Origin of the sequence: Variovorax sp. J22G73, from assembly GCF_030317035.1 — a bacterium.
Taxonomy (GTDB): Bacteria; Pseudomonadota; Gammaproteobacteria; order Burkholderiales; family Burkholderiaceae_C; genus Variovorax.
The window spans coordinates 268,277-294,926 of record NZ_JASZYK010000001.1 but is presented as its reverse complement, the minus strand read 5'-3'; the positions used below and the strand labels follow the sequence as shown (position 1 = coordinate 294,926).

At 59.7% G+C, this 26,650-nt stretch carries 23 protein-coding genes; 4 read left to right on the top strand and 19 right to left on the bottom strand.

Annotation, left to right across the window (positions count from 1 at the left end; all coding sequences use genetic code 11):
* Positions 1-18: 18 nt before the first annotated feature.
* The 3 genes from QTI51_RS01320 to QTI51_RS01310 all read right to left on the bottom strand — a co-directional run bounded on the left by QTI51_RS01320 (position 19) and on the right by QTI51_RS01310 (position 3,305).
* Positions 19-1,455, bottom strand: a complete 1,437-nt coding sequence (locus tag QTI51_RS01320) for a cytochrome b (RefSeq protein ID WP_116908515.1) — start codon at positions 1,453-1,455, stop codon at positions 19-21.
* Between the two features lie 14 nt (positions 1,456-1,469).
* On the bottom strand, positions 1,470-2,087 hold the full coding sequence (petA, locus tag QTI51_RS01315; protein WP_116908516.1) for a ubiquinol-cytochrome c reductase iron-sulfur subunit: 618 nt from the start codon (positions 2,085-2,087) through the stop codon (positions 1,470-1,472).
* Positions 2,088-2,336: 249 nt separating this feature from the next.
* The gene (locus QTI51_RS01310) at positions 2,337-3,305 is read right to left on the bottom strand and encodes a response regulator transcription factor (protein ID WP_286513144.1); all 969 of its coding nucleotides are present in this window, start codon (positions 3,303-3,305) and stop codon (positions 2,337-2,339) included.
* 143 nt (positions 3,306-3,448) lie between these two features.
* Between QTI51_RS01310 and QTI51_RS01305 the strand changes: the two genes are divergently transcribed.
* The 3 genes from QTI51_RS01305 to QTI51_RS01295 all read left to right on the top strand — a co-directional run bounded on the left by QTI51_RS01305 (position 3,449) and on the right by QTI51_RS01295 (position 7,574).
* On the top strand, positions 3,449-3,778 hold the full coding sequence (locus QTI51_RS01305) for a hypothetical protein (RefSeq protein ID WP_286513145.1): 330 nt from the start codon (positions 3,449-3,451) through the stop codon (positions 3,776-3,778).
* A gap of 134 nt (positions 3,779-3,912) precedes the next feature.
* Positions 3,913-4,530, top strand: a complete 618-nt coding sequence (locus tag QTI51_RS01300) for a YjbF family lipoprotein (RefSeq protein ID WP_286513147.1) — start codon at positions 3,913-3,915, stop codon at positions 4,528-4,530.
* Positions 4,479-7,574, top strand: coding sequence for a YjbH domain-containing protein (locus QTI51_RS01295; RefSeq protein ID WP_286547587.1), 3,096 nt, complete (start codon positions 4,479-4,481; stop codon positions 7,572-7,574). The genes QTI51_RS01300 and QTI51_RS01295 overlap by 52 nt, the downstream gene beginning before the upstream one ends.
* Before the next feature lie 94 nt (positions 7,575-7,668).
* Here the strand turns inward: QTI51_RS01295 and QTI51_RS01290 are convergent, their stop codons facing one another.
* Entirely contained in the window at positions 7,669-8,037 is a 369-nt protein-coding gene (locus QTI51_RS01290; RefSeq protein ID WP_353506486.1) for a helix-turn-helix domain-containing protein, read from the bottom strand.
* A 293-nt stretch (positions 8,038-8,330) separates the two neighbouring features.
* Here QTI51_RS01290 and QTI51_RS01285 point away from each other — a divergent pair, with 293 nt between their 5' ends.
* Positions 8,331-8,879 carry a helix-turn-helix domain-containing protein gene (locus QTI51_RS01285; protein WP_286513747.1) on the top strand — a complete coding sequence of 183 codons (549 nt, stop codon included), beginning with the start codon at positions 8,331-8,333 and terminating at the stop codon, positions 8,877-8,879.
* Between the two features lie 345 nt (positions 8,880-9,224).
* Here QTI51_RS01285 and QTI51_RS01280 read toward each other — a convergent pair whose 3' ends face one another.
* The 15 genes from QTI51_RS01280 to QTI51_RS01210 form a co-directional block, all read right to left on the bottom strand.
* Positions 9,225-11,222, bottom strand: coding sequence for a polysaccharide biosynthesis protein (locus QTI51_RS01280; RefSeq protein ID WP_503011471.1), 1,998 nt, complete (start codon positions 11,220-11,222; stop codon positions 9,225-9,227).
* Between the two features lie 357 nt (positions 11,223-11,579).
* Entirely contained in the window at positions 11,580-13,838 is a 2,259-nt protein-coding gene (locus tag QTI51_RS01275; RefSeq protein ID WP_286513151.1) for a polysaccharide biosynthesis tyrosine autokinase, read from the bottom strand.
* Positions 13,835-14,269 carry a low molecular weight protein-tyrosine-phosphatase gene (locus tag QTI51_RS01270; RefSeq protein WP_286513152.1) on the bottom strand — a complete coding sequence of 145 codons (435 nt, stop codon included), beginning with the start codon at positions 14,267-14,269 and terminating at the stop codon, positions 13,835-13,837. Before QTI51_RS01270 ends, QTI51_RS01275 begins: the two co-directional genes overlap by 4 nt.
* Positions 14,270-14,408: 139 nt before the next feature.
* Positions 14,409-14,777 (bottom strand): VanZ family protein, encoded by a 369-nt coding sequence (locus tag QTI51_RS01265; protein ID WP_353506485.1) that lies wholly within the window; start codon positions 14,775-14,777, stop codon positions 14,409-14,411.
* Positions 14,774-15,961 (bottom strand): DegT/DnrJ/EryC1/StrS family aminotransferase, encoded by a 1,188-nt coding sequence (locus QTI51_RS01260; RefSeq protein WP_286513154.1) that lies wholly within the window; start codon positions 15,959-15,961, stop codon positions 14,774-14,776. Before QTI51_RS01260 ends, QTI51_RS01265 begins: the two co-directional genes overlap by 4 nt.
* A 6-nt stretch (positions 15,962-15,967) precedes the next feature.
* On the bottom strand, positions 15,968-16,627 hold the full coding sequence (locus QTI51_RS01255; RefSeq protein WP_286513156.1) for an acetyltransferase: 660 nt from the start codon (positions 16,625-16,627) through the stop codon (positions 15,968-15,970).
* Positions 16,624-17,229, bottom strand: a complete 606-nt coding sequence (locus QTI51_RS01250; RefSeq protein ID WP_286513158.1) for a sugar transferase — start codon at positions 17,227-17,229, stop codon at positions 16,624-16,626. The genes QTI51_RS01255 and QTI51_RS01250 overlap by 4 nt, the downstream gene beginning before the upstream one ends.
* Positions 17,226-18,461 carry a glycosyltransferase family 4 protein gene (locus tag QTI51_RS01245; protein WP_286513160.1) on the bottom strand — a complete coding sequence of 412 codons (1,236 nt, stop codon included), beginning with the start codon at positions 18,459-18,461 and terminating at the stop codon, positions 17,226-17,228. Before QTI51_RS01245 ends, QTI51_RS01250 begins: the two co-directional genes overlap by 4 nt.
* Positions 18,462-18,464: 3 nt before the next feature.
* Positions 18,465-19,601: a non-hydrolyzing UDP-N-acetylglucosamine 2-epimerase gene (gene wecB / locus QTI51_RS01240; RefSeq protein WP_286513163.1), complete on the bottom strand. Its 1,137-nt coding sequence runs from the start codon at positions 19,599-19,601 to the stop codon at positions 18,465-18,467.
* A 24-nt stretch (positions 19,602-19,625) separates the two neighbouring features.
* The gene (gene wbjC / locus QTI51_RS01235; RefSeq protein WP_286513166.1) at positions 19,626-20,753 is read right to left on the bottom strand and encodes a UDP-2-acetamido-2,6-beta-L-arabino-hexul-4-ose reductase; all 1,128 of its coding nucleotides are present in this window, start codon (positions 20,751-20,753) and stop codon (positions 19,626-19,628) included.
* A gap of 4 nt (positions 20,754-20,757) precedes the next feature.
* Positions 20,758-21,801 carry a polysaccharide biosynthesis protein gene (locus QTI51_RS01230; protein WP_286513168.1) on the bottom strand — a complete coding sequence of 348 codons (1,044 nt, stop codon included), beginning with the start codon at positions 21,799-21,801 and terminating at the stop codon, positions 20,758-20,760.
* A complete protein-coding gene (locus QTI51_RS01225; RefSeq protein WP_286513171.1) occupies positions 21,794-23,011 on the bottom strand; it encodes a glycosyltransferase family 4 protein in 1,218 nt (405 codons plus the stop codon). The genes QTI51_RS01230 and QTI51_RS01225 overlap by 8 nt, the downstream gene beginning before the upstream one ends.
* A 26-nt stretch (positions 23,012-23,037) precedes the next feature.
* A complete protein-coding gene (locus QTI51_RS01220; protein ID WP_286513174.1) occupies positions 23,038-24,171 on the bottom strand; it encodes a glycosyltransferase family protein in 1,134 nt (377 codons plus the stop codon).
* Positions 24,168-25,241 carry a non-hydrolyzing UDP-N-acetylglucosamine 2-epimerase gene (gene wecB, locus QTI51_RS01215; RefSeq protein ID WP_286513177.1) on the bottom strand — a complete coding sequence of 358 codons (1,074 nt, stop codon included), beginning with the start codon at positions 25,239-25,241 and terminating at the stop codon, positions 24,168-24,170. The genes QTI51_RS01220 and wecB (QTI51_RS01215) overlap by 4 nt, the downstream gene beginning before the upstream one ends.
* A gap of 49 nt (positions 25,242-25,290) precedes the next feature.
* Complete coding sequence (locus QTI51_RS01210) at positions 25,291-26,634, bottom strand: hypothetical protein (RefSeq protein ID WP_286513179.1); 1,344 nt, start codon at positions 26,632-26,634, stop codon at positions 25,291-25,293.
* Between the last annotated feature and the right edge of the window lie 16 nt (positions 26,635-26,650).

Genomic DNA, 26,650 nt, shown 5'->3' with positions numbered 1-26,650 from the left:
GCACTTGTCTGACTTGTCTCAATGCGCGGCGAAGACCACGCGCTCGGGCACGGTCTTGAACTCGCCCTTGCGGCTCCACCACGGCATCAGCAGGAAGAAGCCGAAGTAGAACAGCGTGCCGATCTGCGAGATGGTCTGCGCGATGTCCAGGGCGAAGGAGCCGATGACCAGGTTGCCCCAGACGCCCGGCGGCTGGATGCCCAGGTAGCCCAGGATCAGGAAGAAGAACACGAACACGCCGTACACATACTTGTGCCAGCTCGGGCGGTACCGGATCGACTTGACTTCGCTGTGGTCGAGCCACGGCAGGAAGAACAGGATGATGACCGAGCCACCCATCACGACCACGCCCCAGAACTTGGCGTCGAAGGACTTGAGCAGGAAGATGACCACGGCGGCCACGACCACAGCCGCGACCTTCAGGCCGGTGCCCGACTTGCCCTTGACGAAGTTCCAGATGGCGGCGGCCGCGATGATCAGCGAGAACACGTTCACCATGTCGTCGGTGGTTGCGCGCAGCATCGAATAGAACGGCGTGAAGTACCACACCGGGGCGATGTGGTTGGGCGTTTTCAGCGAGTCGGCCGGAATGAAGTTGTTGTACTCCAGGAAGTACCCACCGGCTTCGGGCGCGAAGAAGATCACGGCCGAGAAGATCGTGAGGAACACCACCACGCCGAAGATGTCGTGCACCGTGTAGTACGGGTGCGACGGAATGCCGTCGACCGGATGGCCGTCGGGGCCGCGGTTGGCCTTGATCTCGATGCCGTCGGGGTTGTTGGAACCCACTTCGTGCAGCGCGATCAGGTGGGCCACCACTAGGCCGAGCAGCACCAGCGGCACGGCGATCACGTGGAAGCTGAAGAAGCGGTTCAGCGTGGCGTCGCTCACCACGTAGTCGCCGCGGATCAGCAGGGCCAGGTCGGGGCCGATGAACGGAATGGCCGCGAACAGGTTCACGATCACCTGGGCACCCCAGTAGCTCATTTGCCCCCAGGGCAGGAGGTAGCCCATGAAGGCCTCGGCCATCAGGCACAGGAAGATCGCGCAGCCGAACACCCAGATCAGCTCGCGCGGCTTGCGGTAGCTGCCGTACATGAGGCCGCGGAACATGTGCAGGTACACCACGATGAAGAACGCCGAGGCGCCCGTCGAGTGGATGTAGCGAATGAGCCAGCCCCAGGGCACGTCGCGCATGATGTACTCGACCGACGCGAAGGCCTGCGCCGCGTCGGGCTTGTAGTGCATCACCAGGAAGATGCCGGTGACGATCTGGATCACCAGCACCAGCATGGCCAGCGAGCCGAAGATGTACCAGAAGTTGAAGTTCTTCGGCGCGTAGTACTTGCCCCACTGGTCGTTCCAGAGCTTGGTCAGCGGGAAGCGGTTGTCGACCCAGTTGAGCAGCTTCGCGCCCGCGGGCGCATTGGGGGAGATGTCGTGGTATTCAGCCATGTTCTTCTTCTGCCTCAGGCCTTCTTGGAGTCTTCACCGATCAGGAGCTTGGTGTCCGACAGGTACATGTGCGGGGGCACAGGCAGGTTGTCGGGGGCGGGCTTGTTCTTGAAGACCCGGCCGGCCAGGTCGAACGTGGAACCGTGGCATGGGCAGAGGAAGCCGCCTTCCCAGTCGGCGGGCAGCGAGGGCTGCGGGCCGGCCTGGAAGCGGTCGCTGGGCGAGCAACCCAGGTGGGTGCAGATACCGACCACGACCAGCACTTCGGGCTTGATCGAGCGGTGTTCGTTCTGCGCGTACTTGGGGGTGAATTCGTCGGGATGCCGCTTGGAGAGCGGGTCGGCCAGCTGGCCGTCGAGCTTGGGGAGTTCTGCGATCTGCTCGGGGGTGCGCTTGAGGATCCAGACCGGCTTGCCGCGCCATTCGACGGTGAGCTTCTCGCCGACCTTGAGGCCGCCGATGTCGACTTCGACGGCGGCACCCGCGGCCTTGGCCTTCTCGGAAGGCTGGAAAGTGCTCACAAAGGGAATGGCGGTGGCCACGCCACCTGCTACGCCGGCACAACCGGATGCGATCAACCACGTCCGCTTGCTGGTGTCGATCCGGGGCGAGCCGGAGGTCATGTCACTCATGGGGATCCTCTTGTCTTCTTCGCTGGAGCAGGGCCAACCTTAACCGTAGCAAGGTCAACCAAGGATTGTAGCGGGGCGCTTCAAGGACTTTCAACAGGCGAAAACCCGCTGAAGCGGCGCGCAGCAGCGCTTTGCGGGCGTGCGCGCCCGTGCCCAAGCGCTGCCCGAGCCGTGGCCCGATCGCTTGCAATCCACATTTCCGCAACACGTGCCGCCCGCCATGCCGGGGCAGGCACGAACGCACGCGCCTCAGTTCAGCAGGCCGTGCTGCGTCGCCTCATGGACCGCCTGGGTCCGCGACTTCACCGAGAGCTTGCGGTAGATGCTCTTCGCGTGGAACTCGACCGTGTTGATCGAAAGAAACACCGCTTCCGCGATCTCGCGGTTGCTCCAGCCTTGCGCGATGAGGCGCAGCACCTTCAGCTCGCGCGGCGACAGCGGTCCGGGCGCGGGACGCTCCAAGGACGGCCGCGTCACCACCGGCGCGATGCTCCTGGGCTTGGCCGAGGCCGCGATCATGCCCAGCAGGCGACGCGCGACGCGCGAATCCATCGGCGCGCCGCCACGCTCGATCGAACGCAGCAGGAAGGCCAGCTCGGCATCGTCCGCCTCGGTCAGCAAGTAACCCACGGCGCCCGCGGCAATGGCTGCATCTACCAACTGGTGATCGTCGGCCGCCGACATCGCGACGCTTTCGATCCACGGATAAGCCTGGCGCACATGCCTGATTAGCGCGACACCGTCGTCTTGCGGCAGGCGCATGTCGACCAGCACCAGGTCGTAGGGCAGCGCCGCCAGCAGGTTGCGCGCCTCGGCGAGCGTGGACGCGATCACCACGCGGCGACCCGGCGCGAGCTCGCTCAGGATGCGGCGCATGCGCTCGCCCATGGCGATGTCCTGTTCCACAATCAGCGCGCCATGGAAGGCACCGCCGTAGGAGGCTTTGTAGACTCCGGGTGCCGGCATGGGCACCGAAGTCGAAGGATGGCAAACAACACTCATGGCGACAACTCCCGAACTAGAAATGTTCACTTTCGTATCAGACGTTTGCAGGAACAGTGCCCGGGCAGAAACACTTTGATGCGGGCGCTCGGCAGTCAGGTCGAAAGTGTTGATTTCATTGGGGAATACGGCACTTCCGAGCGCAATCGCAGACTTCGGAAAGGGGTGCCTGGCGCGGGCTTTCGCGTCACTGTTACGAGCGATGCGGCGAAACACGTTACGTAGCACCGCGAAACACCGCCCGCCCGAGTTAAACAGGACCGCGAAACGGGGGCTCTTCAGAGGGAGAAACTGTTGAGAAAGGTTTGCGATGCTGTTACCCTCACCAGGGTACATATCGAAATATTCGAGGGATCAGCATGACAATTTCAAAGCTCGTCGCAGCCGTGGCCGTCGCCGCCCTGGCAACTTCTTCCGTGTTCGCACAAACCAATGCTCCCGCAGCGCCTGCTGCCGACGCGGCTCCGGCCAGCGAAGCACCCGCAGCCGGCACCGCTGGCGCAACCGGTGCCACCGGCGCCGCAGCTGGCGTGCTGACCCCCACCGTCATCGCCGGTATCGCAGCTGGCGTGGCCCTTGGCGTTGCGGCTGGCAGCAGTAACGGTGGCAATTCCGGCGGCGGCTTCGGCATCGGCCCTGGCGGCACCACCGGCACGACCGGCACCACCGGTACCACCGGCACGCGTTGATGCTGCATGCCCTCCCACTGGGAGGGCATTCGCTGAAAAGTCCGAGCGTCGGCCCTGCCACGCGATTCTTGAAACGTTGCCTTTGGGCAACGTTTTGTTTGGGCGTTGGCGGTTGCTCCTCCGGATCTTCTGCCATGCTGGACACGGCCCGCCTGATCTATCGCGGCGGCGTGCCCGAAGCTGCAGAGCCCAAGTTCAATCCCGACTTCCGCTACCTGAAGACGACCGTCAACGGACGCGCCATCTACATGGTGCTGGGCTACGTCGACAAGCGCGCCGACGGCCAGGTCGAGGTCTGGTACAGCAGTGCCGGCGAAGTCATCAAGCTATTGAACGGCCATCTGGCAGGGACCACCGGTCTCAGCGTCGACTGGCGCGAAGTCCGCTTTTCTTCGCTGCCTTCATGGCAAGGCGACGCGGCCAAGTCGACCAGCTACTCACGCGAGCGCGACCTGATGCCGGGCTACCGTTTCGGCGTTCGCGACGACGTGGTCCGCACCCCCATCGCACCGCCCAAGAACAGCGCCCTCTCGGCAACTGCCGCAGGCCCGCTGCAGTGGTACGAAGAGCGCAGCGTGTCGCGCCCCGCAAACCTTTCATTGCCGGCCGCGCGCTTCGCGGTCTCGGCTGCTTCCGGCACGCCCCAGGTCGTGTATTCGGAGCAATGTATTTCCAGTGATCTCTGCATGAGCTTCGAACGGTGGGCGCCCCCCACGCCAGCAGCCGGCGCACCGGCGAGCGCTGGCACATGAGCCCCCTGCTTCGCACACGCAGCAACCCCCATTGGCCCCGTCAGGTGGCTGTCGCCTGCGCGTTGGCGGCCAGCCTGGGCGCCGTGGCGCAGCCCGCGGCCAGGACGACAAGCAACGCGCCGGCCACCGACGCCGACGTGCGCGCCGGCGAACGCCTGAGCACCTGGCTGCTGCGCCAACCCGAGGGCACCGCGGCACCCGGCCTTGCATGGCGCGTTCCGCAGGAGCGGCTGGCCCAGCAATTCCTCAAGAACACGCTGCTGGTTCGCATCGAGGCGGCGAACCGGCAGGCACCCCGCGCCGACCAGGTCGAGCGCCTGAAGCTGATCACCTGGCTGCAGGGCATGCCTGTTACTGGCCGCGTCGCGCTCGGCGTCGTCGATCCACGGTGGCTGCAGGCCCACCCGGAAGAAGACCCCATCCTCAGTGCCGGCCAGCAACTGGTCGCACCGCCGCCCGCGCTGAAGACCATTGCCGTCGTGCGCCCCAACGGCGAGCTTTGCAACGTCGCGCACGAGCCCGGACGTTCCGCCTGGGACTATGTGACGGCATGCGGCCCCGTGGGCTCCTACGACTGGGCATGGGTCGCGCAGCCCGACGGCCGCACCGCCCGCGTAGGCGTGGCGCCGTGGAACAGCCAGCCCTCCGACGAGCCCGCACCCGGCGCGTGGATCTGGGCAGCGCCACGCGACATGACCGACCTGGTTGCCGCCTCCGAGGGCATCGCCAAGTTCCTCGCGACGCAGGGACCGGCGCCGCAAGGCACGGACACCGCCACCGCGGCCAGCACGGCGCCCGTCGTGGCGTCCCTGCCGCTCGAAACGCAAGCACCTGCGCCCGCGGCAGTACCGTCGACCACAGTGTCCGTGCGCCCAGAGCCCGTGCCGCAGTACCAAGCCTACCGCAGCAGCGGCAACGACTGGGGCGAAACCGGCTTGCTGCAGACACCGTCCGCCCGCATGGGCCAGGCCGGCGATTTCCGCACGTCGCTCACCAACGTTGCGCCCTACTCGCGGTTCAACTTCATGTTCCAGCCGCTCGATTGGCTAGAGGCCGGTTTTCGATATACGTCGATCAGCAACCAGGTCTACGCAGCCAGCACCACCGGGCAAAGCAACAAGGACAAGAGCATCGACCTGAAGGTGCGCCTGCTCAGCGAATCCGCCTACGTGCCCGAGATGGCGCTGGGCTTTCGGGATCTGGGCGGTACGGGTCTTTACTCGTCCGAGTACCTCGTGGCGAACAAGCGCTACGGCGACTTCGACTTCAGCCTCGGCATCGGTTGGGGCTACATGGGCAGCAGCGGCAACATCCGCAATCCGTTCCTCGCGTTGAGCAACCGTTTCAGAACCCGTTCAGGCAGTTCCGCCAACGGCGGCGAAGTCAGCTTCGGCTCGTTCTTCCGCGGCCCCGCAGCCATGTTCGGCGGCGTGGCGTGGCGTACGCCCTGGGAGCCGCTCACCATCAAGCTCGAGTACGAAGGCAACGACTACCAGCACGAGCCGCAGAACAACAACCTGCCGCAGCGCTCTCCCTTCAACATCGGCCTGGAGTACCGCTACTCGAAGAACATCGCGTTCAGCGCCGGCTTCGAGCGTGGCAACAGGGCCATGATCGGCATCACGCTGTCGACCAACGTCGCGTCGCTGAGCGCGCCCAAGGCTGCGGACCCGCCGCAACCCAAGTTCATCCCGACAGCACCGGTGAACCCGCCCGGCTGGGCATCGACCGCCGAAGAGATCCAGTCGCGCACCGAGTGGACCGTGCAGCGCATCGCGCCGCAGGGCAGCAACCTGCACGTGTGGATCACCGAGAGCAACACCGTCTACCGCGAAGCGCGCGTGCAGCAGATCATTGCCGTGCTGCACCGCGATGCGCCGGCGTCGGCCCAGACCTTCATCCTGCATTACAACGAGCGCGGCCTGGCCATGCATGCGCAGGTCGTCGAGCGGGCCGAATGGGTGGCCGCGCACTACCAGGCGCAAACGCCCGCCGAGCGACGCGCGGTCAGCCAGCGCGACTACGCACCGCCGCAGGACAACAGCGAAGACCGGCTCCTCGACATGGCGTCGAGGAACGCGGCCTCGGCCTCAGCCAACACGGCAAGCCCCCTGCAGCCCGCCGAAGCAACGATGTCCACTTGGGAACATCGCCCCGAGAAGTTCACCTTCGGGGTGACGCCCAGCTTCTCGCAGATCCTGGGCGGCCCGGACGCCTTCGCGCTCTACCAGCTCGGCGTTGCCGCCACGGCCGAATACCGCATCACGCAAAGCACCTGGGTCAACGCCGCGCTCAACTGGCGACTGATCGACAACTTCGACAAGTTCACCTACACCGCGCCCAGCAACCTGCCGCGCGTGCGCACCTTCCAGCGCGAGTACGTCACGACCAAGCGCCTGACCATGCCGGTGTTTCAGCTGACCCATGTCGGCAGGCTGAACGAAGACCAGTACTACAGCGTGTACGGCGGCGCGCTCGAACCGATGTTCGCCGGCTTCGGCGCCGAATGGCTGTACCGGCCGTGGCGCAGCAGGTTCGCGCTGGGCGTGGACATCAACCACGTGCAGCAACGCGACTTCGCGCAGGACTTCAAGCTGCGCGACTACAAGGTCAACACCGGCCACGCCACGCTCTACTGGGACACCGGCTGGAACGGCGTGCAGGCGCGCATCAGCGTGGGCCAGTACCTGGCGGGCGACCGCGGCGTGTCCATCGACATCAGCCGCACTTTCGACAACGGCGTGACGATCGGCGCCTACGCCACCAAGACCAATGTGTCGGCCGCGCAGTTCGGCGAAGGCAGCTTCGACAAGGGCATCTTCATCTCGGTGCCGTTCGACGCGCTGCTGCCGCGCTCGAGCAAGTTCTCGGCAAACTTCACCTGGGCGCCGCTGGTGCGCGACGGCGGAGCGAAGCTGGGCCGCATCAATCCGCTGTACGAGATGACGACCGCGCGCGACCCGAGGGCGTTCAACTTCGCACCGCCGGACGACAACAAGCCCAAGGCGGGCGACAACATCCTGGATTTCGGGCCGGCGCGATAGCTCATGCGGTGCAAACGCATGCTGCACTAACAGCGGCACAAGCCTTCGCCATATGACAAGACCTCGCCTCTTTTGAAGTGAGGTCCAGCGTTCGCTACCGATGAGCGCGCGCCCTATTCGGCGGTACGCCTAGTACGGCCTGGTTCGTACGACGCAGCGCCCCTCCCTTCCACGACGGCGCCAAAGTGTCCTTCACGCCGTCGAAAAGCGTTGGCAAGGTGATTTTGAGGCAGTAACAGAGCGTGGCCAGCGTCAGCAGCGACGGGTTGATGTGCCCACGCTCGATCTTGGAGATACGCGACCGCTCCACCTCCGCATCAAACGCGAGTTCGACCTGCGTGAGTCCCGCCTCCTCGCGGAAATGCCTGAGGTTCTGACCGAGGGCCAAGGTCACCGCGTTCGGCAGCATGCCTCGCACGCCGCCCGTCGGCTTCTTGGTTCGCGTACCTGATGTCATGTGCATGCAGGCTCGCCGAATGTGCTTGTGGAAGAAACGTCTTAAACGACACATAATCTCGCCATGCATGTCTTAAACAGCACGCCATAGCAAGCCATGTCGAACTGGAACGTCAGCCGCTTCACTCAACGCCTCCCGCGGTGCGTTGCCCCTGTCATGCGCCCGAACGAGCACTTCGCATGAGACACCGACAGGTCGCCTCACCCTTTCCGACAGCGCGTCCGTTACGACTGCCAACGGTGACGCACACACGTGTCGTGCAACCTCCACGTGAAGCGCGGAGTGCCTCGGCCTTGCGCATCGGCGCTCAGGTACGCGCCCTGCGCATGGCTGCGGGTATCTCAGCCGGCGAACTTGCCCAGCGTTCTGGCATTTCGCGCTCCATGCTTTCGCGCATTGAGCATGGGCTGGTTTCTCCATCGGTCGAAAAACTCGACGGCCTCGCCGGCGGACTGAACGTACCGATCGCGCGCTTCTTTGGGGATCAGCCCAGCCGCACCGACTTTTCGTATGTACCTGCCGGGCGCGGCATCCACGTGCAGCGCATGGGCGCCGTGGCTCACTATCACTACGAGTTGCTAGGACATCTCCTCTCGGGCAACCTGTTCGTGGAACCTTACTTAGTCACGTTGCTGCCGGGCGCCGAACCTTACGTTACCTTCCAACACCCCGGTCTGAAGTTCCTGTACTTGCTTACGGGGCGAGTGACCTACCGCTATTGCGACAAGACGCTCTCGCTCACGCCTGGCGACTCGCTGCTGTTTGATGCCGCGGCGCTGCACGGCATTGAGGCAATCGGGGACGAACCCGTGTCTTACCTCTCGGTGGTCTTCACGCTGCGCGAGTGACCCAGCGCATACATACTTCAGGTCAAGTTCGCACCTGCGGCACTGCGCGAACTGCAGCGGTGGCAAAGTTTTCCGCGCCCGAAGAATCCCCTCGCTGGTCGCATCGTGGATCCAGCCAAATATGCACGGGCGAGATGGATTTTCTGTTGAGTCCACTCTTCCGCGCTCATCCCTGCCCGGATGGCTCGGACAGCTGTGAGCCAAGCACCCACACGAAGTCCTCGCGCGCGATCTCGATCGCCAAAAAGCGTTTCTGATCTCGGTCATCGAAGCCCCAGCCAGTAACTGTCGAATCTGGCGCCAGCAGGCGCGAGGCTTCAACCCCTTAGCGAGCAGAAAAGAGAATCAGATGGCGATCGCCACCGGCGATGCGGGCTTGCCGGCGCCATCGGGGCGAGGCCCGGCGATCGCGGAAGCGAAGGGCGATGCGCCCAGGGGCCGCACGCGGTGCTGCTCCATGTGCACCCAGTCGACCACTTCCATGTGCGGCTGGTAGCCAGCCAGCATCTGCTTCAGCACCAGCTTCAGGGCCGGCACGTCGCTGCTTTCCAGCGCGGCGCCCAGCACGCCGAACTGGCGCCAGAGCTCTTCCCACTGCGGGCAATCTTCGTTGGCCTTCATCACGCGCGGGTGCACGGTGGGCATGGCGTTGTTGCCGATGAGCAGCTCTTCGTAGAGCTTCTCGCCCGGGCGCAGGCCGGTGATCTGCAGCTCGATGTCGCCATCGGGCGTGATCTCGTCACGCACCGTGCGCCCCGAGAGTTCTACCAGCCGGCGCGCCAGATCGATGATGCGCACCGGGTTGCCCATGTCGAGCACGAACACATCGCCGCCCTGCGCCATGGCGCCCGCCTGGATCACCAGCTGGGCGGCCTCGGGAATGGTCATGAAGTAGCGGGTGATGTCCGCATGCGTCAGCGTGATGGGCCCGCCCGACTCGATCTGCCGGCGAAACAACGGCACCACCGAGCCGCTGGAGCCCAGCACGTTGCCGAAACGAACCATCGAGAAGCAGGTGTCGGCGCTTTGCTGTGCGAGGCCTTGCAGCGCCATCTCGGCGAGCCGCTTGCTGGCGCCCATGATGTTGGTGGGCCGGACCGCCTTGTCTGTGCTGATGAGCACGAAACGCCGGACCTTGCACTCCATGGCCACGCGCGCCGCGGTGAGCGTGCCGACCGCGTTGTTGCGCACGCCCTCGACGGGGTTGTGCTCGACCAGCGGCACATGCTTGTAGGCAGCCGCGTGGTAGACCGTGTCGGGGCGCCATGCGTGCATGATCTCGCGCAGCCGACGGGCGTCGCACACCGAGGCCAGCAGCGGGATGACACGAACGTCGGGTGCCAGTGCCTCGAGCTCTTGGTGGATCGCGTAGAGCGCGTACTCGCTGATTTCCGCCAGCAGCAGGGTCGTCGGCGCGAGCTGCACGATCTGCCTGCAAAGCTCGCTGCCGATGGAGCCGCCCGCACCGGTCACCAGTACCACCTGGTTGCGGATGTGCTTGTGCAGCAGGTCGGCCACGGGGGCCACGGGGTCGCGGCCCAGCAGGTCTTCGATGTCGACCTCGAGCAGGTCGTTGACCTGCACCCTGCCGTTGGCCAGGTCGGCCATGGCGGGCAAGGTGCGCACGTGCAGGTGCAGCGGCAGGAGGTGATTCAGGATCTCGACGCGGCGCAGGTGGCTTGCCGAGGGCATGGCCAGCAGCACGTCGGTAATACCGAGCTTGGCGGCGTTGTGCTCTAGCCAGTCTGGCGAGTAGATGCGCAGGCCGTTGAGCGTGTTGCCCTGCAGGTGGGCAGCGTCGTCGACGAAACCGCGGACCATCATTTCGCGGCTCTGCGCCAATGCGGCTGCCAATTGCAGGCCGGCACCGCCGGCGCCGTAGATCACGACCTGAGGGAGCGCCTTGCGGTCGAGGGCGCTCATGTAGAGGCCGCCGAGCCAGTAGCGGGCCAGCATGCGGCAGCCTGCGACCGAGAGGAACAGCAGCAGCGGGGCCAGGATGCCAACCGTGCGCGGCACGCCCTTCACACCGACCACTGCGAACATCACCGCATAGGCCAGGCCGAACAAGGCACAGGCGCGCACGATCGCCATGAGCGCGGCGCTTCCCGCGTAACGGAAGATGGCCCGGTACAGACCAAAGAAGATGAACAGAGGCAACGCGAGGACCACGGCCGCGATGGCCGCAAACCAATGCACATCCTTAGGGGTTACCCACTGTTCGTAACGAAAACTCAGTGCGAGCCATACGCAAAGCAGGCAAAAGGCAGCATCTACCGTCAACGCCAGCATTCGCTTGGCAGGGCGCGGTAGGGCGAGCAGCGGCGCCGCCATTCGATTCATCACTTGCCCCTCTCCTCTAGCCTGCGCTTTGTGTCATAGCTGCATTTTCTGTGAACAAATGCTGACGCACACTACCGGTTCTGGGTATTCGTCATCAAGATATGTGAGTTTTTGTGTAATTTGTACTTGAAATGGCGAGCAATCTTGGCGCTGACATCTGAAGGTTTGCTGTCAGCGCGGTACCCGGGACCTGCACCCAGCCATTCAGGCGAGCGAGTTCGCTGCATTTCTAGAGGCGGCTACACCGGCCAATGAAAAGGCCGAGACATGCTCGGCCCTTCGTCGCGTCGCGGTTTTGCTGGTGGTCTCGGCGACCCTGTGCAGGCTGCTTGGCAGCCTGCACCCTCACCCCAAAAATCAGGTCGCTTCCTTGTACTTGTATTCGGTGTAGCGGTAGCCACCGTACTTGTATCCATAGCTTCCGTAGTGGCGACGCGAGAGGTCCATGCCGTTGAAGACCACGCCGCTGACCTGCCGGCCTGCGTGCGCCAGCCGCTTCACGCTCTCGTTGAGTTCCCCGAGCTGCGTCAGCGTGTCCCGCGCGACCAGCAGGATTGCGCCTGCGTGCGCGGCAACTGCCGCTGCATCGGCGGCAACCAACACCGGCGGGCTGTCGATGACGACCAGGTCGTATTGCTCGGACATGGCATTCAGGAACTCGCCGAGCCGCGCCGACAACATCAGGTTGGCCGGGTTGGCCGGGTAGTTGCCGGTCGTCAGGATGTCGAGGTTGGGGACCACTGCGCCGTGGATGGCTTGCTCGGCCGGCATGTCGCCGATGAGCACGTCAGCCAGACCACCACGCCGCGGGAGGCCAAAGGCTTTCTGGATGTGGCCCTTGCGCAAGTCGGCGTCGATCAACAGCACGCGCTTGCCGGCCTGCGCCATGATGACCGCGAAGTTGCCTGACACGAAGCTCTTGCCCACGCCCGGCGTAGCGCCGGTGATCAGCACGCGGTTGTTGCCCGACTCCATCAAGGTCAGCTGCAAGGAGATGCGCAAATTGCGCAGGCTTTCGATGGCGAGGCTTTCCGGTTCGGTAATGGCCAGCACCTGGACGCCGCCTGCACCGCCTGCGATGCGTTGCAGGATCCTGTCCTGCTCCAGCGCCAGCGGAACGACAGAGTAGACGTTCAGGCCGAGGCGGTCTTCGATTTCTTGCGGGTTGCGGATGCCGCTGGCCATCTTGCTGCGCAAGATGGCCAGAGCGACGCCTGCCAGCAAACCCAGCACCAGCGACAGCGCAACAATCAGCGGTTTCTGAGGCTTTACCGGCCTCTTCGGCTCTGTCGCCTTGTCCAGCAAGCGCACATTGCCGACCTTGCCCTCTTTGACGAGACGCAGCTGCAACGAGCTGTTCAGCAGCGACTTGTAGAGCTCACCGTTGACGCGAACGTCTCTCTCGAGCCGCAGCGCGTCGCGCTGAAGTACAGGCATCGCACTCACGCGGCGGTCGATGCCATCGAGTTCGTGACGGAAGGCGGAGATCTGCCCGTCGATCACGCGTACCTTCGGGTTGCTTTCGGTGAAGCGCGAGAGCAGATCACGGCGCAGTTGCTCGGATTCAAGCAGCTTGGTCTGCAACTGAACAGCCTGGCCCAGCACAGCCTTCGCCTCTTCGTCAAAAGAGATGGTTCCGTTCTTGTTGCGGAAGCTCGCATAAACGTCTTCGGAACTTTCAAGCTGCCTCTTGAACTCCGGCAGTTGCTTGTCGAGAAACTCGAGCGTTTTTTCCGCTTCGGCCGCCTTGCGCTCGACGTTCTGGCGCACATACTGCGCGCCGATTTCGTCGAGAGTGCGCCGCAAACGGTCTCGGTCACTGTCCTCGAGCGTTGCACTGATCACGTTCGATTGCTTACCCTGTTCGCTGAGCTGTACGCGCTTTTGCAGGTCTTCGGTCGTAGCAAGTACAGAGGCGCGCGAGACGATGAATTGCGCGCCAGGCTTGCCATGCACCTGCGAAACAATCAACACGATGTTGCCGCCGGGTACCTGCTCGCTCAACACCTTGCCGATCGTGCCGGTGAGCGGCTCATCCAAGTCGGGGTGCGTCAGCGTGTACTGGTCTCCAGGCTGCACGGTGATGGTGAAAGGCGCTTGATCTTCGAACACCGAGGGCACATCGAACTTCGCGATGTTGACGGCTTCCTTGCCAGAAACGTAGCCGCTCATACCCAGGAAACCTGGCTCCGACAACCCCTTGGCGCGACGTGCAAGCCATTCGCCTATCACAGGCACATAACGGGGTTTGGCGTCGATGTAAAGGCGTGTTGCCTCCACCGCGCCTCCCATGATCATGCGCGACCGAATGATCTGAATTTCGCCCGAGGCCGGCGTCTTCACATCAAACAGATTCGCCGTGTCACCCAGAAAGTTCTTTGCGTCCGGTGCTGAGTCTTCGACCTGCACCAGCAAGTTGGACTGATAGACCGGCGTCGACAGCAATGCATAAGCGACACCCAGCGCCACAGCAATGCAAGTAACCCCCGCAACCAGCCACTTCCGGTCGATCAAGATGTCCAGGTACTCGGACAGGTTGATTGCATCGTCGTCATCGTCGCGCAAGGCCCCCGCAACAGAGGGCGACGTAGCAGATGGAGAAACAAGGGCGTTCATGAAAGCTTCTTGATGCGTTCGACCCACGCAGCGGCGCCGGCATCGATGAGTTGCAGGGCCTGCTCGAAGGCCGGTCGGCCCATGCGGTAAGGGTCAGGAATGTCCACGCGTGCGACCTCGCCCAGACGGAACAACTTGCCCCGCGTGAGCGGGTGGCGCTGATTGATGTGCAGGCGCTGCTCTTCGTCCATCGCCAGGATCAGGTCGGCCTCCTGGCACATCAGGTTGGTGAGCTGCCGCGCACGGTGCGACTCGATGTTGAGCCCGCGCTCGGCCATGAGCTCACGCGCCACCGCATCGGCGGGCTGCCCCACGAGCGCGCCGATGCCGGCGGACGACACCCTCAGGTGCGGCATGGCTGCGGCAATCAGTGCCTCCCCCATAGGGCTGCGGCAGATATTGCCGATGCATACGACCAATACGGACTTCATGGCTCAGAGCGCCCGAGCAGGTCAGCGACAGCCACAGGCCGCGTTAGACGATTAATCACAGTAAAGAAACTCCCTCTTCTCATCACATTTTAGTTGCTGGCTGTCACAAACTCACTCCGGCAACCGGTGGCATTTGGTCTCAGGCCCGCCGAGGCACATGCCGCCACAACAGTTGGGCTACTGCCTCACCGAGCACAAGGCCGATGCCATCCGCCAGCAAGTCACCCCATTCGGCGAATCTGTCTGGTGTGAACGATTGCAAGACCTCGATCAGGCCGCCATAAGCCAGCAAGCCCAGCAGGACCGTTGCCGTGCGCCCCGGCCAGGCCCGGTTGCCCAAAAAGGCGAGCACCGCAAATGCCAACGCGTGGTTGCTCTTGTCCCACCCCGTGCTCGGCAACTGGGGTGGCACGGGGACCAGGCACAGCACCAGCAGCACGAGCATGGCGATGAAGAGCAGCCAGCGCCAGAGCGCTGCCATGGCCGACAGTTGCGCCAGCAGTTTCAAGCCGACGCCTCGGCCAGGACCTGCGCGATGACCGTGCAGCTCTTGTCGACTTCTGCAAGCGTCAAGGTGGGATGAACGAGGAACATCAGGCTCGTTTCACCGAGCGCGTGTGCCACTGGCAGCGGCTCGGATGGACGCCAGCCCGTGCCGTCGAATGCCCGCTCCAGGTACACCTCCGAGCACGAGCCCTGATAGCAAGGCACCCCGTTCGCCTGGATGGCTTCAGCGATACGATCACGGCTCCAGCCCTGTGCCAGCCTCTCGGGCTGCGCATACACATAGCATTTGTAGTGCGCGTGAGCACTGTCGAGTCCGGTGTGGCTCGAGAACTCGGGCACACGCACGGCGGCATGCGGACGCGCGGCCGACCACAAAGCCTCTGCGTACCGCGTGCGAACCACGGTCCACTCGGCCATGCGCTGCAGCTGGATGCGACCGATAACGGCCTGCATCTCGAGCATGCGCCAGTTGGTGCCGAAGCTCTCATGCACCCAGCGGAAACCCGGCGGATGCTTGCGCTCGTACACGGCTTCGTAACTCTTGCCGTGGTCCTTGTACTGCCACATGGTGCGCCACAGGGCCTCGTCGTTCGTCGTGACCATGCCGCCCTCGCCGCCCGTGGTCATGATCTTGTCCTGGCAGAACGACCATGCGCCCGCATGCCCGATGGACCCGACGGCGCGCCCCTTGTAGCGCGCGCCATGCGCCTGTGCGCAGTCTTCGATCACCTTGAAGCCGTGCTCATCGGCCAACGCCATGATCGGGTCCATGTCGCAAGGCCAGCCGCCCAGGTGCACGCAGATGACAGCCTTGGTACGCGGCGTGATCACACGTGAAATAGTCTCGGCCGAGAGGTTGCCACTTTGGAGATCGACATCCGCGAACACTGGCGTTGCGCCCGCGTTCACGACACACGACACGCTGGCGATGAAAGTGCGCGGCGTGACGATGATCTCGTCACCCGGGCCGATGTTCATTCCCTTGAGGATCACGTCCAGTGCCAGCGTGCCGTTGGCCAACGCCAAGGCGTGCGCCGTGCCGGTCCACGCGGCGAATTCCTTTTCGAACTCGCGGCATTCCTGACCGGTCCAGTAGTTGACCTTGTTGGACAGCAGCACGCGCTGCACGGCAGCAGCCTCTTCGGCTGTGAAGCTGGGCCAAGGGGAAAAAGCGGTATTCAACACAACAGATCAACCTCTGAGAAGTGGTTTTGCGGGATTGCCGACAACCGTGACGCCAGCCGGCACATTGCGAGTGACGACAGCCCCCATGCCGACCACTGCGCCTCGGCCGATGACAAGGGGCTGACCCGGCCTGCCCTGCTTGATGACGGCACCGGCGCCGATGTAAGCATGGTTTTCGATGACCACATTTCCGTTGCACTTCACGCCCGGAGCGAAAGTGACGAAGTCGCCAATGACGCAGTCGTGCTCGACGTAGCTGTACAGGTTGGCATGGAAGCACTTGCCGATGCGAATGTTGGAGGTGAGCGTCACGAACGGGCTCAGCGCGGCGCCATGCCCGATCACCACGTCGTCCATGACGACCACATTGGCAGCCGCTACTGTCCACGGCTGCACGCCATCGGACGCGCAGCGGTCGGCGAGCTTTTCGCGTACGGCGCTATTGGCGATGGCCACGACAACGTGCCGTGTGCTCGCCGGGGTTTGCAGAAATTGCTCGTACCGCAAGACCGGATGCCCGTTGACCAACGCAGCACCTGGCTGGTCATCCACGAAAACCAGCCGTGCCGCCGCAATGCCCTCGTGCTCCAAGTGCGCGCGAGCGAGCGGCATGATGCCGCGGCCGCAGCCACTGGCGCCGAACACTGCAAAAAGCGGCAACGTCATTGCCTTGGCTCCGTCAACGAACCGGTGAATCGCGGCATCGTCGCCTCACCCGCCGCACTGATGCCATCGCGCACTAGCACCTTGCGAACAGTGAGCCAAAGGATCTTGATGTCAAGCCACATCGAGCGGTTGTCCACGTACCAGACGTCTAGCTTGAACTTCTCTTCCCAGCTCAGCGCGTTGCGCCCGTTGATCTGCGCCCAACCCGTGATACCCGGGCGCACTTCGTGGCGACGCGCTTGCTCATGGGAGTACAGAGGCAGGTAGTCCATCAGCAACGGGCGCGGGCCGACCAGGCTCATGTCTCCCTTGAGCACGTTCCAGAGTTCGGGCAACTCGTCGAGGCTGCTGGCGCGCAGGAAACGACCGAAGGGGGTCAACCGATCAGCATCGGGCAACAACTGGCCATCGACGCCGCGCGCGTCCGTCATCGTGCGGAACTTGACCATGTTGAAGGGCCGCCCCTTCAAGCCTGGGCGCGTCTGACGAAAGAACGCGGGGCTGCCGAGCTTGCGGCGTACTTGCCAAGTCAGGAACAGCAGCGGTAGCCCTAAAAGGAGCAAAGCGAAGCTGGCGACCACGATGTCGAATAGACGCTTCATTTCGATTTCGCTCCGCTGACCAGCCGCGTGAAGATTGCGCCGAATTTGGCGACGCCGACTTTCAAAGCCAATTGCTCCCGGTAGTAGCGTTGTGCCCGACGTCCCATTTCAGCAAGCGCCTCAGGCGACATGGTTCCGAGCGATTCAGCGGCATCGGCCAGTGCGGCCGCATTTTCGGATTCGACGACGACGCCTCCACCCGACTGAGCCACCAGTGCTGCCGCATCACCATTGACCGCCATCAGCAGCGGCTTTCCAACAGCCATATAAGCCTGTGTCTTGGAGGGAATCGTGATCTCGAACAGCGGGTCTTTGCGCAAATGGACCAACAAGGCATCAGCGGCGTTCAGCAATGCGCCCACCTCGGACATGGGCACCGGCGGAAGAAACACCACGTTGCGCAGTTGCAAGTCAGCCGCGCGCTGCTGGAGCCTGGGCACTTCGACGCCACCACCTAACAGCACCAAACACACCCGCGAGTCGCGGGTCTGCAAAAGCGCTGCCGCGTCGAGCACCGCATCGAGAGCCTGGGCCTTGCCCATGTTGCCCGCAAAGAGAATGCGGAATTTTTCCGGACCCGGAAAGCTGGCCGGCGCCTGGCCTTGCGGCGACGCCAGCGCCATTTCATCGGCCCAGTTGTAGATCACTTCCACCTTGGCATCGGGCACGCCACGCTGCGACAGCAGGCGCTTGAAGCCCGGCGAGAGCACCGCGATGTGATCCACGCGGCGGTACACCCATTGGCACACGGCAGCCACAACGCCCAAGGCCCGCGCGTTGTTGACCATGCCCGTGGCGCGTAAGGTGTCGGGCCACATGTCCTGGATGTCGTAGACCACCGGAACGCGGCGCAGCAAGCGCAGCAGGCTGGCCGTGATGCCGACTGTGAGCGGTGGATGGTAGGCGTAGACAACATCGGGCCGCCGCGCGATGAACAAGCCGTAGAACAATGACGACGCGGCAAAGCTGGCGTAGTTCACCACCCGCTTGATCGCCGATTGGTCATGGTTGGGATACAGCGGCACACGGGTCACCTGCACGCCGTCGACCACCTCACGCTGCAGCAGCTTGATGCGGTAGCCGGGATACACCCTGCCACCCGGGTAATTGGGAAAGCCCGTCAACACCTCGACCTCGAAGCCTTGGCGCACGAGTTCGCGTGCGAACACCATCCCCTTGAAGGTGGGCTCAGGGTCAAACCATTGCGTCAGCAGCAATACGCGGGTTGCCATGCCTCAGTACTTTTTCCACACCACGCGATTCACGTAGTCGGTGTAGCTGTGGACGATGCGCAGCACCTTGTCCGATACGTTGGGCATGCTGTAGTCCGCCACCTGGCGCAGGCCGCGCGCATCTCCTCGCGGCTGGCTCTGCAGAATGGCCAGCCCCTGGCGCACGCGGTCTACCTCCAGGCCCACCATCATCACGGCCGCCTCTTCCATGCCTTCGGGCCGCTCGTGCGCCTCACGCAGGTTGAGCGCTGGAAAGTTGAGGATCGAAGACTCCTCGTTGATCGTGCCGCTGTCGGACAGCGTGGCGCGCGCCGAGAGTTGGAGCTTCACGTAGTCATGAAAACCCAGCGGCTTCAACAGCCGCACCTGCGGATGAAAGCGAGCGCCCGTTGCATCGATGCGCTTTTGCGTGCGCGGGTGCGTCGAGACGATGACCGGCATGCCGTGGTCTTCGGCCACGGCATTCAACACAGCCACCAGCTTGGCGAAGGACTGCGGCAACTCGATGTTCTCTTCACGGTGTGCGCTGACAACGAAGTACTGCTCCGACTGCAAACCCAAGCGCTGAAGCACGTCAGACGCTTCGATGCGGGGACGATAGTGCGTCAGCACCTCGAACATAGGGCTGCCGGTCTTGATGACCAGGTCGGGCGGCAACCCCTCGCGCAGAAGGTAGTCGCGGGCGATCGTGCTGTAGGTCAGGTTCACATCCGCCGTGTGGTCCACGATGCGCCGATTGGTCTCTTCGGGCACGCGCTGGTCGAAACAACGGTTGCCCGCCTCCATGTGAAAGATCGGAATCTTGCGGCGCTTGGCGGGAATCACCGAGAGGCAGCTGTTGGTGTCGCCCAGCACCAGCATCGCCTCGGGCTGCACCTCGCCCAGCACCTGGTCCACCGCGATGATCAGGTTGCCGATGGTGTGCGCCGCACTGCTGGCGTTGGCCGCGCTGTTCAGAAAATGGTCGGGCTTGCGCACGCCCAGGTCATCGAAGAAGACCTGGTTGAGCTCGTAGTCGTAGTTCTGGCCGGTGTGCACCAGCACGTGATCGCAATGCTCGTCGAGCCGGGCCAGCACACGCGACAACCGGATGATTTCGGGCCGCGTGCCGACCACGGTCATGACCTTGAGTTTTTTCATGGGAGAGATCAAAGATTCAATGGGCTACAGCGGGCAAGCGAAGGTGTCGGGCCGCGCACGGTCGAACACCTCGTTGGCCCAGAGCATGACGACCATTTCTTCGGTGCCGATGTTGGTGATGTCGTGCGTCCAGCCGGGCACGGTCTCGACGATTTCAGACTTGTCGCCCGCCGTGACCAACTCGTGGGTCTCGCCGGTCTGCATGTGCCGGAACTTGAAGCGAGCCTGCCCCTTGATGACAAGGAACTTCTCTGTCTTGCTGTGGTGGTAATGACCACCTCGCGTGATGCCAGGATGCGCGGTGAAGAACGAGAACTGGCCTGCGTCCGGCGTCTTGAGCATCTCGACGAACACGCCGCGCGCGTCGCCATGTTGCTGCACCGGGTAGGCGAATGACTCGGGCGGCAGGTAGCTCACATACGTCGAGTAAAGCGCGCGCACCAGCCCCGTGCCGACACGGTCGGTCATGAGCGTGTTGCGGCTGTCCTTGAAGGACTGGATCTGCCGGGCAAGTTCGCCCACCGTAATGGTGTACTGCGGCGCAACGACGGCGAAGCCGCCGGTGTCCACCGCGGCATCGGCGCCGCCCATGAGTTGGAGGAAGCGCTCGATCACGTCGTCCACGTACACCAGCGTGACCAGTGCAGCAGGGTCGTTGACCTGAATGGGCAAGTCGCGCGCGATGTTGTGGCAGAAGGTCGCCACCGCCGAGTTGTAGTTGGGCTTGCACCACTTGCCGAACACGTTGGGCAGCCGGAAGACGTGAACCGGAATGCCGTGGCTGCGCGCGATTGCCTGCAATGCCTCTTCGGCGCCGCGCTTGCTGTGACCGTAAGGGTTGTCGCGGCCCGCCTGCGTGGACGAGGTGTAGACGATGGGCACCTTCTTGCCGCTCGAAGCGGCCGCGGCACTCACGGACTCGCACAGGCGCTGCGTCAGCTCCGCGTTGCCGGTCGTGAATTCTTGCGGGTCTTGCGGCCGGTTGACGCCTGCGAGGTGGAATACGAGGTCAACGCCTTGCAACAAGGTGGGCAGTTGCTCCGCGCTGTGTTCGCGGGTGAAGCAGACCACCTGCACTTCTTTGCGCTCGGCCAGGTGCAGTTGCAAGTTCTTGCCCACGAAACCGTTGGCACCGGTGATCAACACCTTCATGGTTTTAGTCCTGCAGTTCGGCGGTCTCGCCGCGCGCGATGCGTTGCATGAAATCGAGCTTGAGCAGCAGCGTCTTCATTCCTTCCACGTCAAGGCGGGTGGTGTTGTGCGAGTTGTAGTCCTCGCCGTGCGTGCTGCGCGTGATGCGTTGCTCGCCCTCTTCCACGAACTTGGCGTAGTTCAGGTCACGGCCGTCGGGTGGCACGCGGTAGTAGTCGCCTTGGTCTTCGGCGCAGGCCATCTCCTCGCGGCTCAACAATGCCTCGTAGAGCTTCTCTCCATGGCGTGTGCCGATCTCACGCACTTCGTGGTCGGGCTTGCCCATCACTTGCAGGATTGCTTGCGTCAAGACCTGCACCGTCGCGGCTGGTGCTTTCTGCACAAAGATGTCGCCGTTGTTGCCGTGTTCGAAGGCGTGCAGTACCAGTTCGACTGCGTCCTCAAGCGTCATCATGAAGCGCGTCATCGATGGATCGGTCACGGTGATGGGCTTGCCGGCCAGCACCTGTTCGACGAACAGCGGAATCACCGAACCTCGCGACGCCATAACGTTGCCATAGCGAGTGCCGCAAATGACGGTGTTCGTGCTCTCCAGGTTGCGGCTAGCCGCGACCATGACCTTTTCCATCATTGCTTTGCTGATGCCCATCGCGTTGATGGGATAAACGGCTTTGTCAGTGCTAAGGCACACCACTCGCTTCACGCCAGCGGCAATTGCGGCTTCCAAGACGTTTTCGGTGCCGAGCACATTGGTGCGGACGGCTTGCATAGGATGAAATTCGCAGGAGGGGACCTGCTTTAAGGCGGCGGCGTGAAATACGTAGTCGACGCCGCGCATTGCAGTGCTGACGCTGCGGGAGTCGCGTACGTCGCCTATGTAGAACTTTAGCTTGGGATGGTTGTAGCGCTTGCGCATGTCATCCTGCTTTTTTTCGTCTCGGCTAAAGATACGGATATCTGAAAGGTTCGAATGCAAAAATCTTTCTAAAACCGCGTTACCGAATGACCCAGTCCCGCCAGTAATCAAAAGAACACCATCTTTAATCACGAACAACTCCAGTAATGATCGAACTAGCATGAAATACGGAATGGTGAAAAGCCAAGAATTTCTTTCCTCGGCACCCCATTAAATGGTGGTCATCAAGATTAGCGGATAGCGACAAAATGCAATTTTTCATCGATTCTGTATCTCCAGCTCTGCAAGCAACACCAAATCCATTGCGCTCAACGATTTCACCAAAATCAGTAGCATCCTCAACTGCAGCCATTATTGGAATGCCACATGCCATATAGTCTAGACTTTTTGAAGGATAGGCTGGGGCACTTACGCCTGGAACGGTCGCTACCACACCCACATTTGCCGCGGCCAAGACCTTTAAATATTTCTCCCTAGGCAAGCTCCCAAGGTATTTGATGCATTCTGGATTTTTTAAAGCATATTCAGCCACCGCTCCAGACATACTCCCGCCGCCGCATATTATCAAGGCAACCCTATTATCAATTTGATAGGCTGCAACAGCAGCCTCGCAAAGCTCTCGAACACCCCTGCCGTAAGTGATTTGACCTCCAAAAACAAATAAGATCCGATCAGATTCAAAAGAAAAAAATGACCGCATCGACTCTCGGCATGGCTGTACAGACAACACAGAAGTCCATATTGGCAAAATTAACGGACAAGGAAGCGCCTCACCAGACTTCTGTGGCAAAAAATTGAAATAAGTTTTAAAAAATCCAACCCCTCTCTCGCTCATTAGACCCACATGGCCAAACCTGCCAATTAGCCAGCGCTCCAAGACTTTAGCAATATTTTTAACGGCAACAGGAACGGCTGAAAAAATTTCCAAATTGTGAACAGGAAAGAAATCCCAATAGATCAAAAATCTAAAACGAGATATCAGAGCAGCAAAAGGCAACGCCGCCCAAAGTGCGGAACAAGGAGATAATCCAATCAGCAAATCATATCTTCGACCGGATATGAATTCTTTAAAAAGGAAAGGCATCGCAAGTAGTGATGACACCAACCACTTTAGCAAGCGGCCTATTGCGCCACCGCAAATTTGAAAAGCCCCAATCGAAATTAAATTCAACCCCGGCGACAACAAAATCTTCTTACCCAAATCCGACGAAGATTTTTCCCAATCAATATTCAAAACAGTTACCTGATGCCCTTGGGCACAAAGTTCATCAGCCAACTCACTGATCAACCAAGGCGATCCATCAACGTGAGTGAACTTTGTGGTAAGAATTAGAATTTTCATGAATTAAAAAACCCACGAACACTCAGCTAAATTGACGTCCATATTTTTACTAGTTGCTCATAGCGAGCCGAAGGCTGATTTTCTTGCACAAACTCTTCTATCGACGGCTGAATAACAGAAAACTCTTCACTACATTGGTTTAATGCGTCAATAAAAGATTCGGTAGTGGAAGTATTATGGATTGAGGGGTGTTTAAAAAAATTAGGCATGCCTGACGTGACAAGCGGGAGCCCTCTCGCCAAGAGTTGAAATGACTTATTAGAAAGCGTGACAGCCTCTATATCGGCAACCCCCGATTTGTAGGGTATTATCGCAGCGTAATAAGCCCGCAAGTCAATATTATCTAGGCGAGCCGAAGATTTAAAAAAAATGTTTGGAAAAGCCATTGCTTTCTTAATTTCTGGCTCAATTCTCCAAAAATGATCTCCATATATATGGAAATCGGAATTCGGCAGGGATTTTGCAACTTCACATAGTAGTGTGAAATCTATTCTTACATCAATGTATGCCCACAACAACACCGCATTCCTGGGTGAAGATGGCGGCATTGGGGCTGTGTAAGGTACATCCGCCCAAGGAAGAAATAATTTTGGCTTGCACCAGTTCTTAAGTTGCTCAATTAACGGATAAGAAACGGCAAGCACCTCGTTGCTAATTGCGCACGTTTTCTTTAAACTTTCGCGAACATGGCCGCCTTTGAAAAATTTTGCTTGTGCGATGAAATCGTCATTTATTATCGTGACGATTTTATTCTTTACAAATAATTTTCGAAGGAAACTGAAGTCGTAGTTGAAATTAATAACTACATCATCCAATCTTACCCCCCCCGAAATAGACTTTTTTATAGATCTCGCTTCCACAATTCCGTTGATCCAACCTAATAGCGAGGTCAATCTCAACTGCAAATGGAGCAGTTGCGCAGAACGATGAATATAAAATTTATTCGAAATCTTAATATCGTCTGACGAAGAAACTTTCTGCCAGAGATAACGCGAACCCTGGAAGAAATGTACTTCCTCGCCGGCTTCAACAAGTAATTTAGCGACCTGATGCCTCAATCGAGGTTGCTCGTCCCAACCCGACCGAGTGAAGATAAATATTCGACCGTTCTTGCCCGGGCCATTGTTCGAAATTTCTGTCGCTTTAGCCCGACCACTCATTTAAAAGCCTTCGCAATTAACGAAACAATTTTTTTACCTGCTCGCCCGTCCCCATATAAGACATCATGCTCTTTCACGTCAAACTGGGCCGCTCGCAATGCACTGGCAATCAATACCGGATCGGCACCAGCCAAGACATTAGCCCCCACATCAACCAACTCGGTCCACTCAGTTTCGGAACGCAAAGTCACACACGGCTTTCTATGAAAATACGCTTCTTTCTGAACTCCGCCTGAATCTGTAGCAATTGCCATGCAGTTAGCCTCCAGCCATACCATCTCCAAATATCCAACTGGTTCTGTCACTAAAATAGTGTTCGGCAGCTTGATACCGTAAGTTTGAATTTTGGAACGCGTACGTGGGTGGAGCGGCAATATCACATGATGCCCACATCGATGCAAACCATCGAGAATTTGCCGCAAATATTGCTCTTTATCTGTATTTTCCGCACGATGAATTGTGCAGAGAACAAATTCAGAAAACTTATTATTAAGCGACTCAAACCAAACTGGCTTCACTGCTCTATCCGCATAAAAATTTGATGCGTCAAGCATTACATCTCCAACCACTGAAATTTTCGCGCTGGAGATTCCTTCTCGCTCGAGATTGATCTTTGCGATAATCGTGGGCGCAAAGAGAATTTCCGAGATATGGTCGGTCAAGACTCGGTTTACCTCTTCCGGCATTGCACGGTTAAACGAGCGGAGTCCAGCTTCTACATGTACCACAGGGACATGTAATTTTGCCGCGGCGAGCGCACCGGCTAAAGTGCTATCGGTATCGCCATAAATCAAAACAATCTGTGGGTGCTCTTTGGAAATTACACCTTCGATAGCCTCAAGCATACGTCCCGTATTTTGGCCATGCGTCCCCCCTCCAATTGCAAGATTGTAATTGGGGATGGGGATATCAAGATCCTTAAAAAATACTTCGGACATATTTGCGTCGTAATGCTGGCCTGTGTGCACTATGACTTCATTGATATCTCCAACGAAACTTTTTAGTTCGCGCGAAACAACCGCAGCTTTTATAAACTGTGGTCGCGCGCCGACAACGGTAAGTATCTTCATTGCTTGAAAACCCTCTAAGCGCGATAGCGCATAAAACAGTCGCGATTTCTCAAAATTTTATTTTTCCGGCTTTATAAAAAATATAGAGCGCAAAAAATAAAATAGCGACTACCAAGACCCGTTTTCCAAAAAGCAACCCTCCCAGGTCACCCGTGAACGTAACAGATGCAGAAATAAATAGTGCGGCGACGTATTTTGCTTCGGCGACCGGCAGTTTGAATTTTTCGTTTAACACCCTGACCGTCATATATACGATAACGCAGAAATTAAATCCAACAAATACCGGTGACAGCCATACTAAAACCCACCCTCCAATAGCAAATGCCTCTCCAATAAAAAATGAATTCATTACGCCGAATTCGGTTGAGTCCAAATAAAACCCATACGTAATACCCATCAAATCTTTGGAGAACGCCCTAGATTCACCAAATAACCCGGAAAGAGGTATTTCGCTTAAAACATATGCAGGATCTTGAAGTTTGACGGAAAATTGCTCGTATACGCCTTGAATTTGACCTATCCCTAAGCGTTCAAATACGAATCTGATGAATTCGGAGAACTGCATCTCAGGGTATTGCACAAGAGTCACGAAATAAATAGCAAAAAAACTGAGAGCTCCTAGCATTAAGGCGCGCTGAATTATCAAATAAGGGGAAGAACGAATATTTCTTAATCTTCCCAAAAAATAAAGTACTAGGACTTGGATTATTGGCGCCTTATCACCTGGAAGAGCTGCGGCATAAACAACAATAGCCATGGTCAATAGGACCCTCGCTCTCGACATCGACACAGAGTAGAGACCTACAAGCAATGCCGTGAGCTGGAACAGATAGCGAATGTAGGCAAGTATGTGAGGCGGCCCAGTGATTTCGTTTTTATTTGCCAACCGCAGCTGCATCAGATCTGTTCCAGAGCTAATAGACTGCAGAAATGCCGGTTTCATCCCGGCGGCGTGGCCCGCTACTATTAAGAATAGCAGCATGAGCGTTGATGCAAAAATCAGCGAGCGTCCGGCATCTGAAGTGCTCGTGTGCTGGCGATCAGAACGACTCCACATCAACTTCCGGCGAAATATAGTCTTTGACATGAAGGCAATTGTCGCAATAAGCAACCCTAAGCAAACCAAAATGACTATCGACGTCTCCTCTAAGGATTCCTTTGTGATATAAAAAGTAACGAAACTCTCATATCCAATGGCTTCAAAAATGAGGACGCCCAAGACTATCAAGAGAAATAGCTCTCGGAGCATGAGAAATCCTCCCAAAGTACGTCGCGCCAAAGACACTTCAAAAATGGTGCCGCGAAGTCCCGTGAGCATAAAAAACAGCAATGCTGTCGCACATAAAATTATTAGGGTGAACCGCATAAATGATTTAACCGAGAACACCACCATTTAAAGCAGCCACATA

Bases quoted from the DNA above. Each gene is read 5' to 3' on its own strand.
- QTI51_RS01320 (WP_116908515.1), bottom strand. From the start codon at position 1,455: ATGGCTGAATACCACGACATCTCCCCCAATGCGCCCGCGGGCGCGAAG.
- petA (WP_116908516.1), bottom strand. From the start codon at position 2,087: ATGAGTGACATGACCTCCGGCTCGCCCCGGATCGACACCAGCAAGCGG.
- QTI51_RS01305 (WP_286513145.1), top strand. From the start codon at position 3,449: ATGACAATTTCAAAGCTCGTCGCAGCCGTGGCCGTCGCCGCCCTGGCA.
- QTI51_RS01300 (WP_286513147.1), top strand. From the start codon at position 3,913: ATGCTGGACACGGCCCGCCTGATCTATCGCGGCGGCGTGCCCGAAGCT.
- QTI51_RS01290 (WP_353506486.1), bottom strand. From the start codon at position 8,037: ATGCACATGACATCAGGTACGCGAACCAAGAAGCCGACGGGCGGCGTG.
- QTI51_RS01280 (WP_503011471.1), bottom strand. From the start codon at position 11,222: ATGAATCGAATGGCGGCGCCGCTGCTCGCCCTACCGCGCCCTGCCAAG.
- QTI51_RS01275 (WP_286513151.1), bottom strand. From the start codon at position 13,838: ATGAACGCCCTTGTTTCTCCATCTGCTACGTCGCCCTCTGTTGCGGGG.
- QTI51_RS01270 (WP_286513152.1), bottom strand. From the start codon at position 14,269: ATGAAGTCCGTATTGGTCGTATGCATCGGCAATATCTGCCGCAGCCCT.
- QTI51_RS01255 (WP_286513156.1), bottom strand. From the start codon at position 16,627: ATGACGTTGCCGCTTTTTGCAGTGTTCGGCGCCAGTGGCTGCGGCCGC.
- QTI51_RS01250 (WP_286513158.1), bottom strand. From the start codon at position 17,229: ATGAAGCGTCTATTCGACATCGTGGTCGCCAGCTTCGCTTTGCTCCTT.
- QTI51_RS01245 (WP_286513160.1), bottom strand. From the start codon at position 18,461: ATGGCAACCCGCGTATTGCTGCTGACGCAATGGTTTGACCCTGAGCCC.
- wecB (WP_286513163.1), bottom strand. From the start codon at position 19,601: ATGAAAAAACTCAAGGTCATGACCGTGGTCGGCACGCGGCCCGAAATC.
- wbjC (WP_286513166.1), bottom strand. From the start codon at position 20,753: ATGAAGGTGTTGATCACCGGTGCCAACGGTTTCGTGGGCAAGAACTTG.
- QTI51_RS01225 (WP_286513171.1), bottom strand. From the start codon at position 23,011: ATGAAAATTCTAATTCTTACCACAAAGTTCACTCACGTTGATGGATCG.
- QTI51_RS01220 (WP_286513174.1), bottom strand. From the start codon at position 24,171: ATGAGTGGTCGGGCTAAAGCGACAGAAATTTCGAACAATGGCCCGGGC.
- wecB (WP_286513177.1), bottom strand. From the start codon at position 25,241: ATGAAGATACTTACCGTTGTCGGCGCGCGACCACAGTTTATAAAAGCT.
- QTI51_RS01210 (WP_286513179.1), bottom strand. From the start codon at position 26,634: ATGGTGGTGTTCTCGGTTAAATCATTTATGCGGTTCACCCTAATAATT.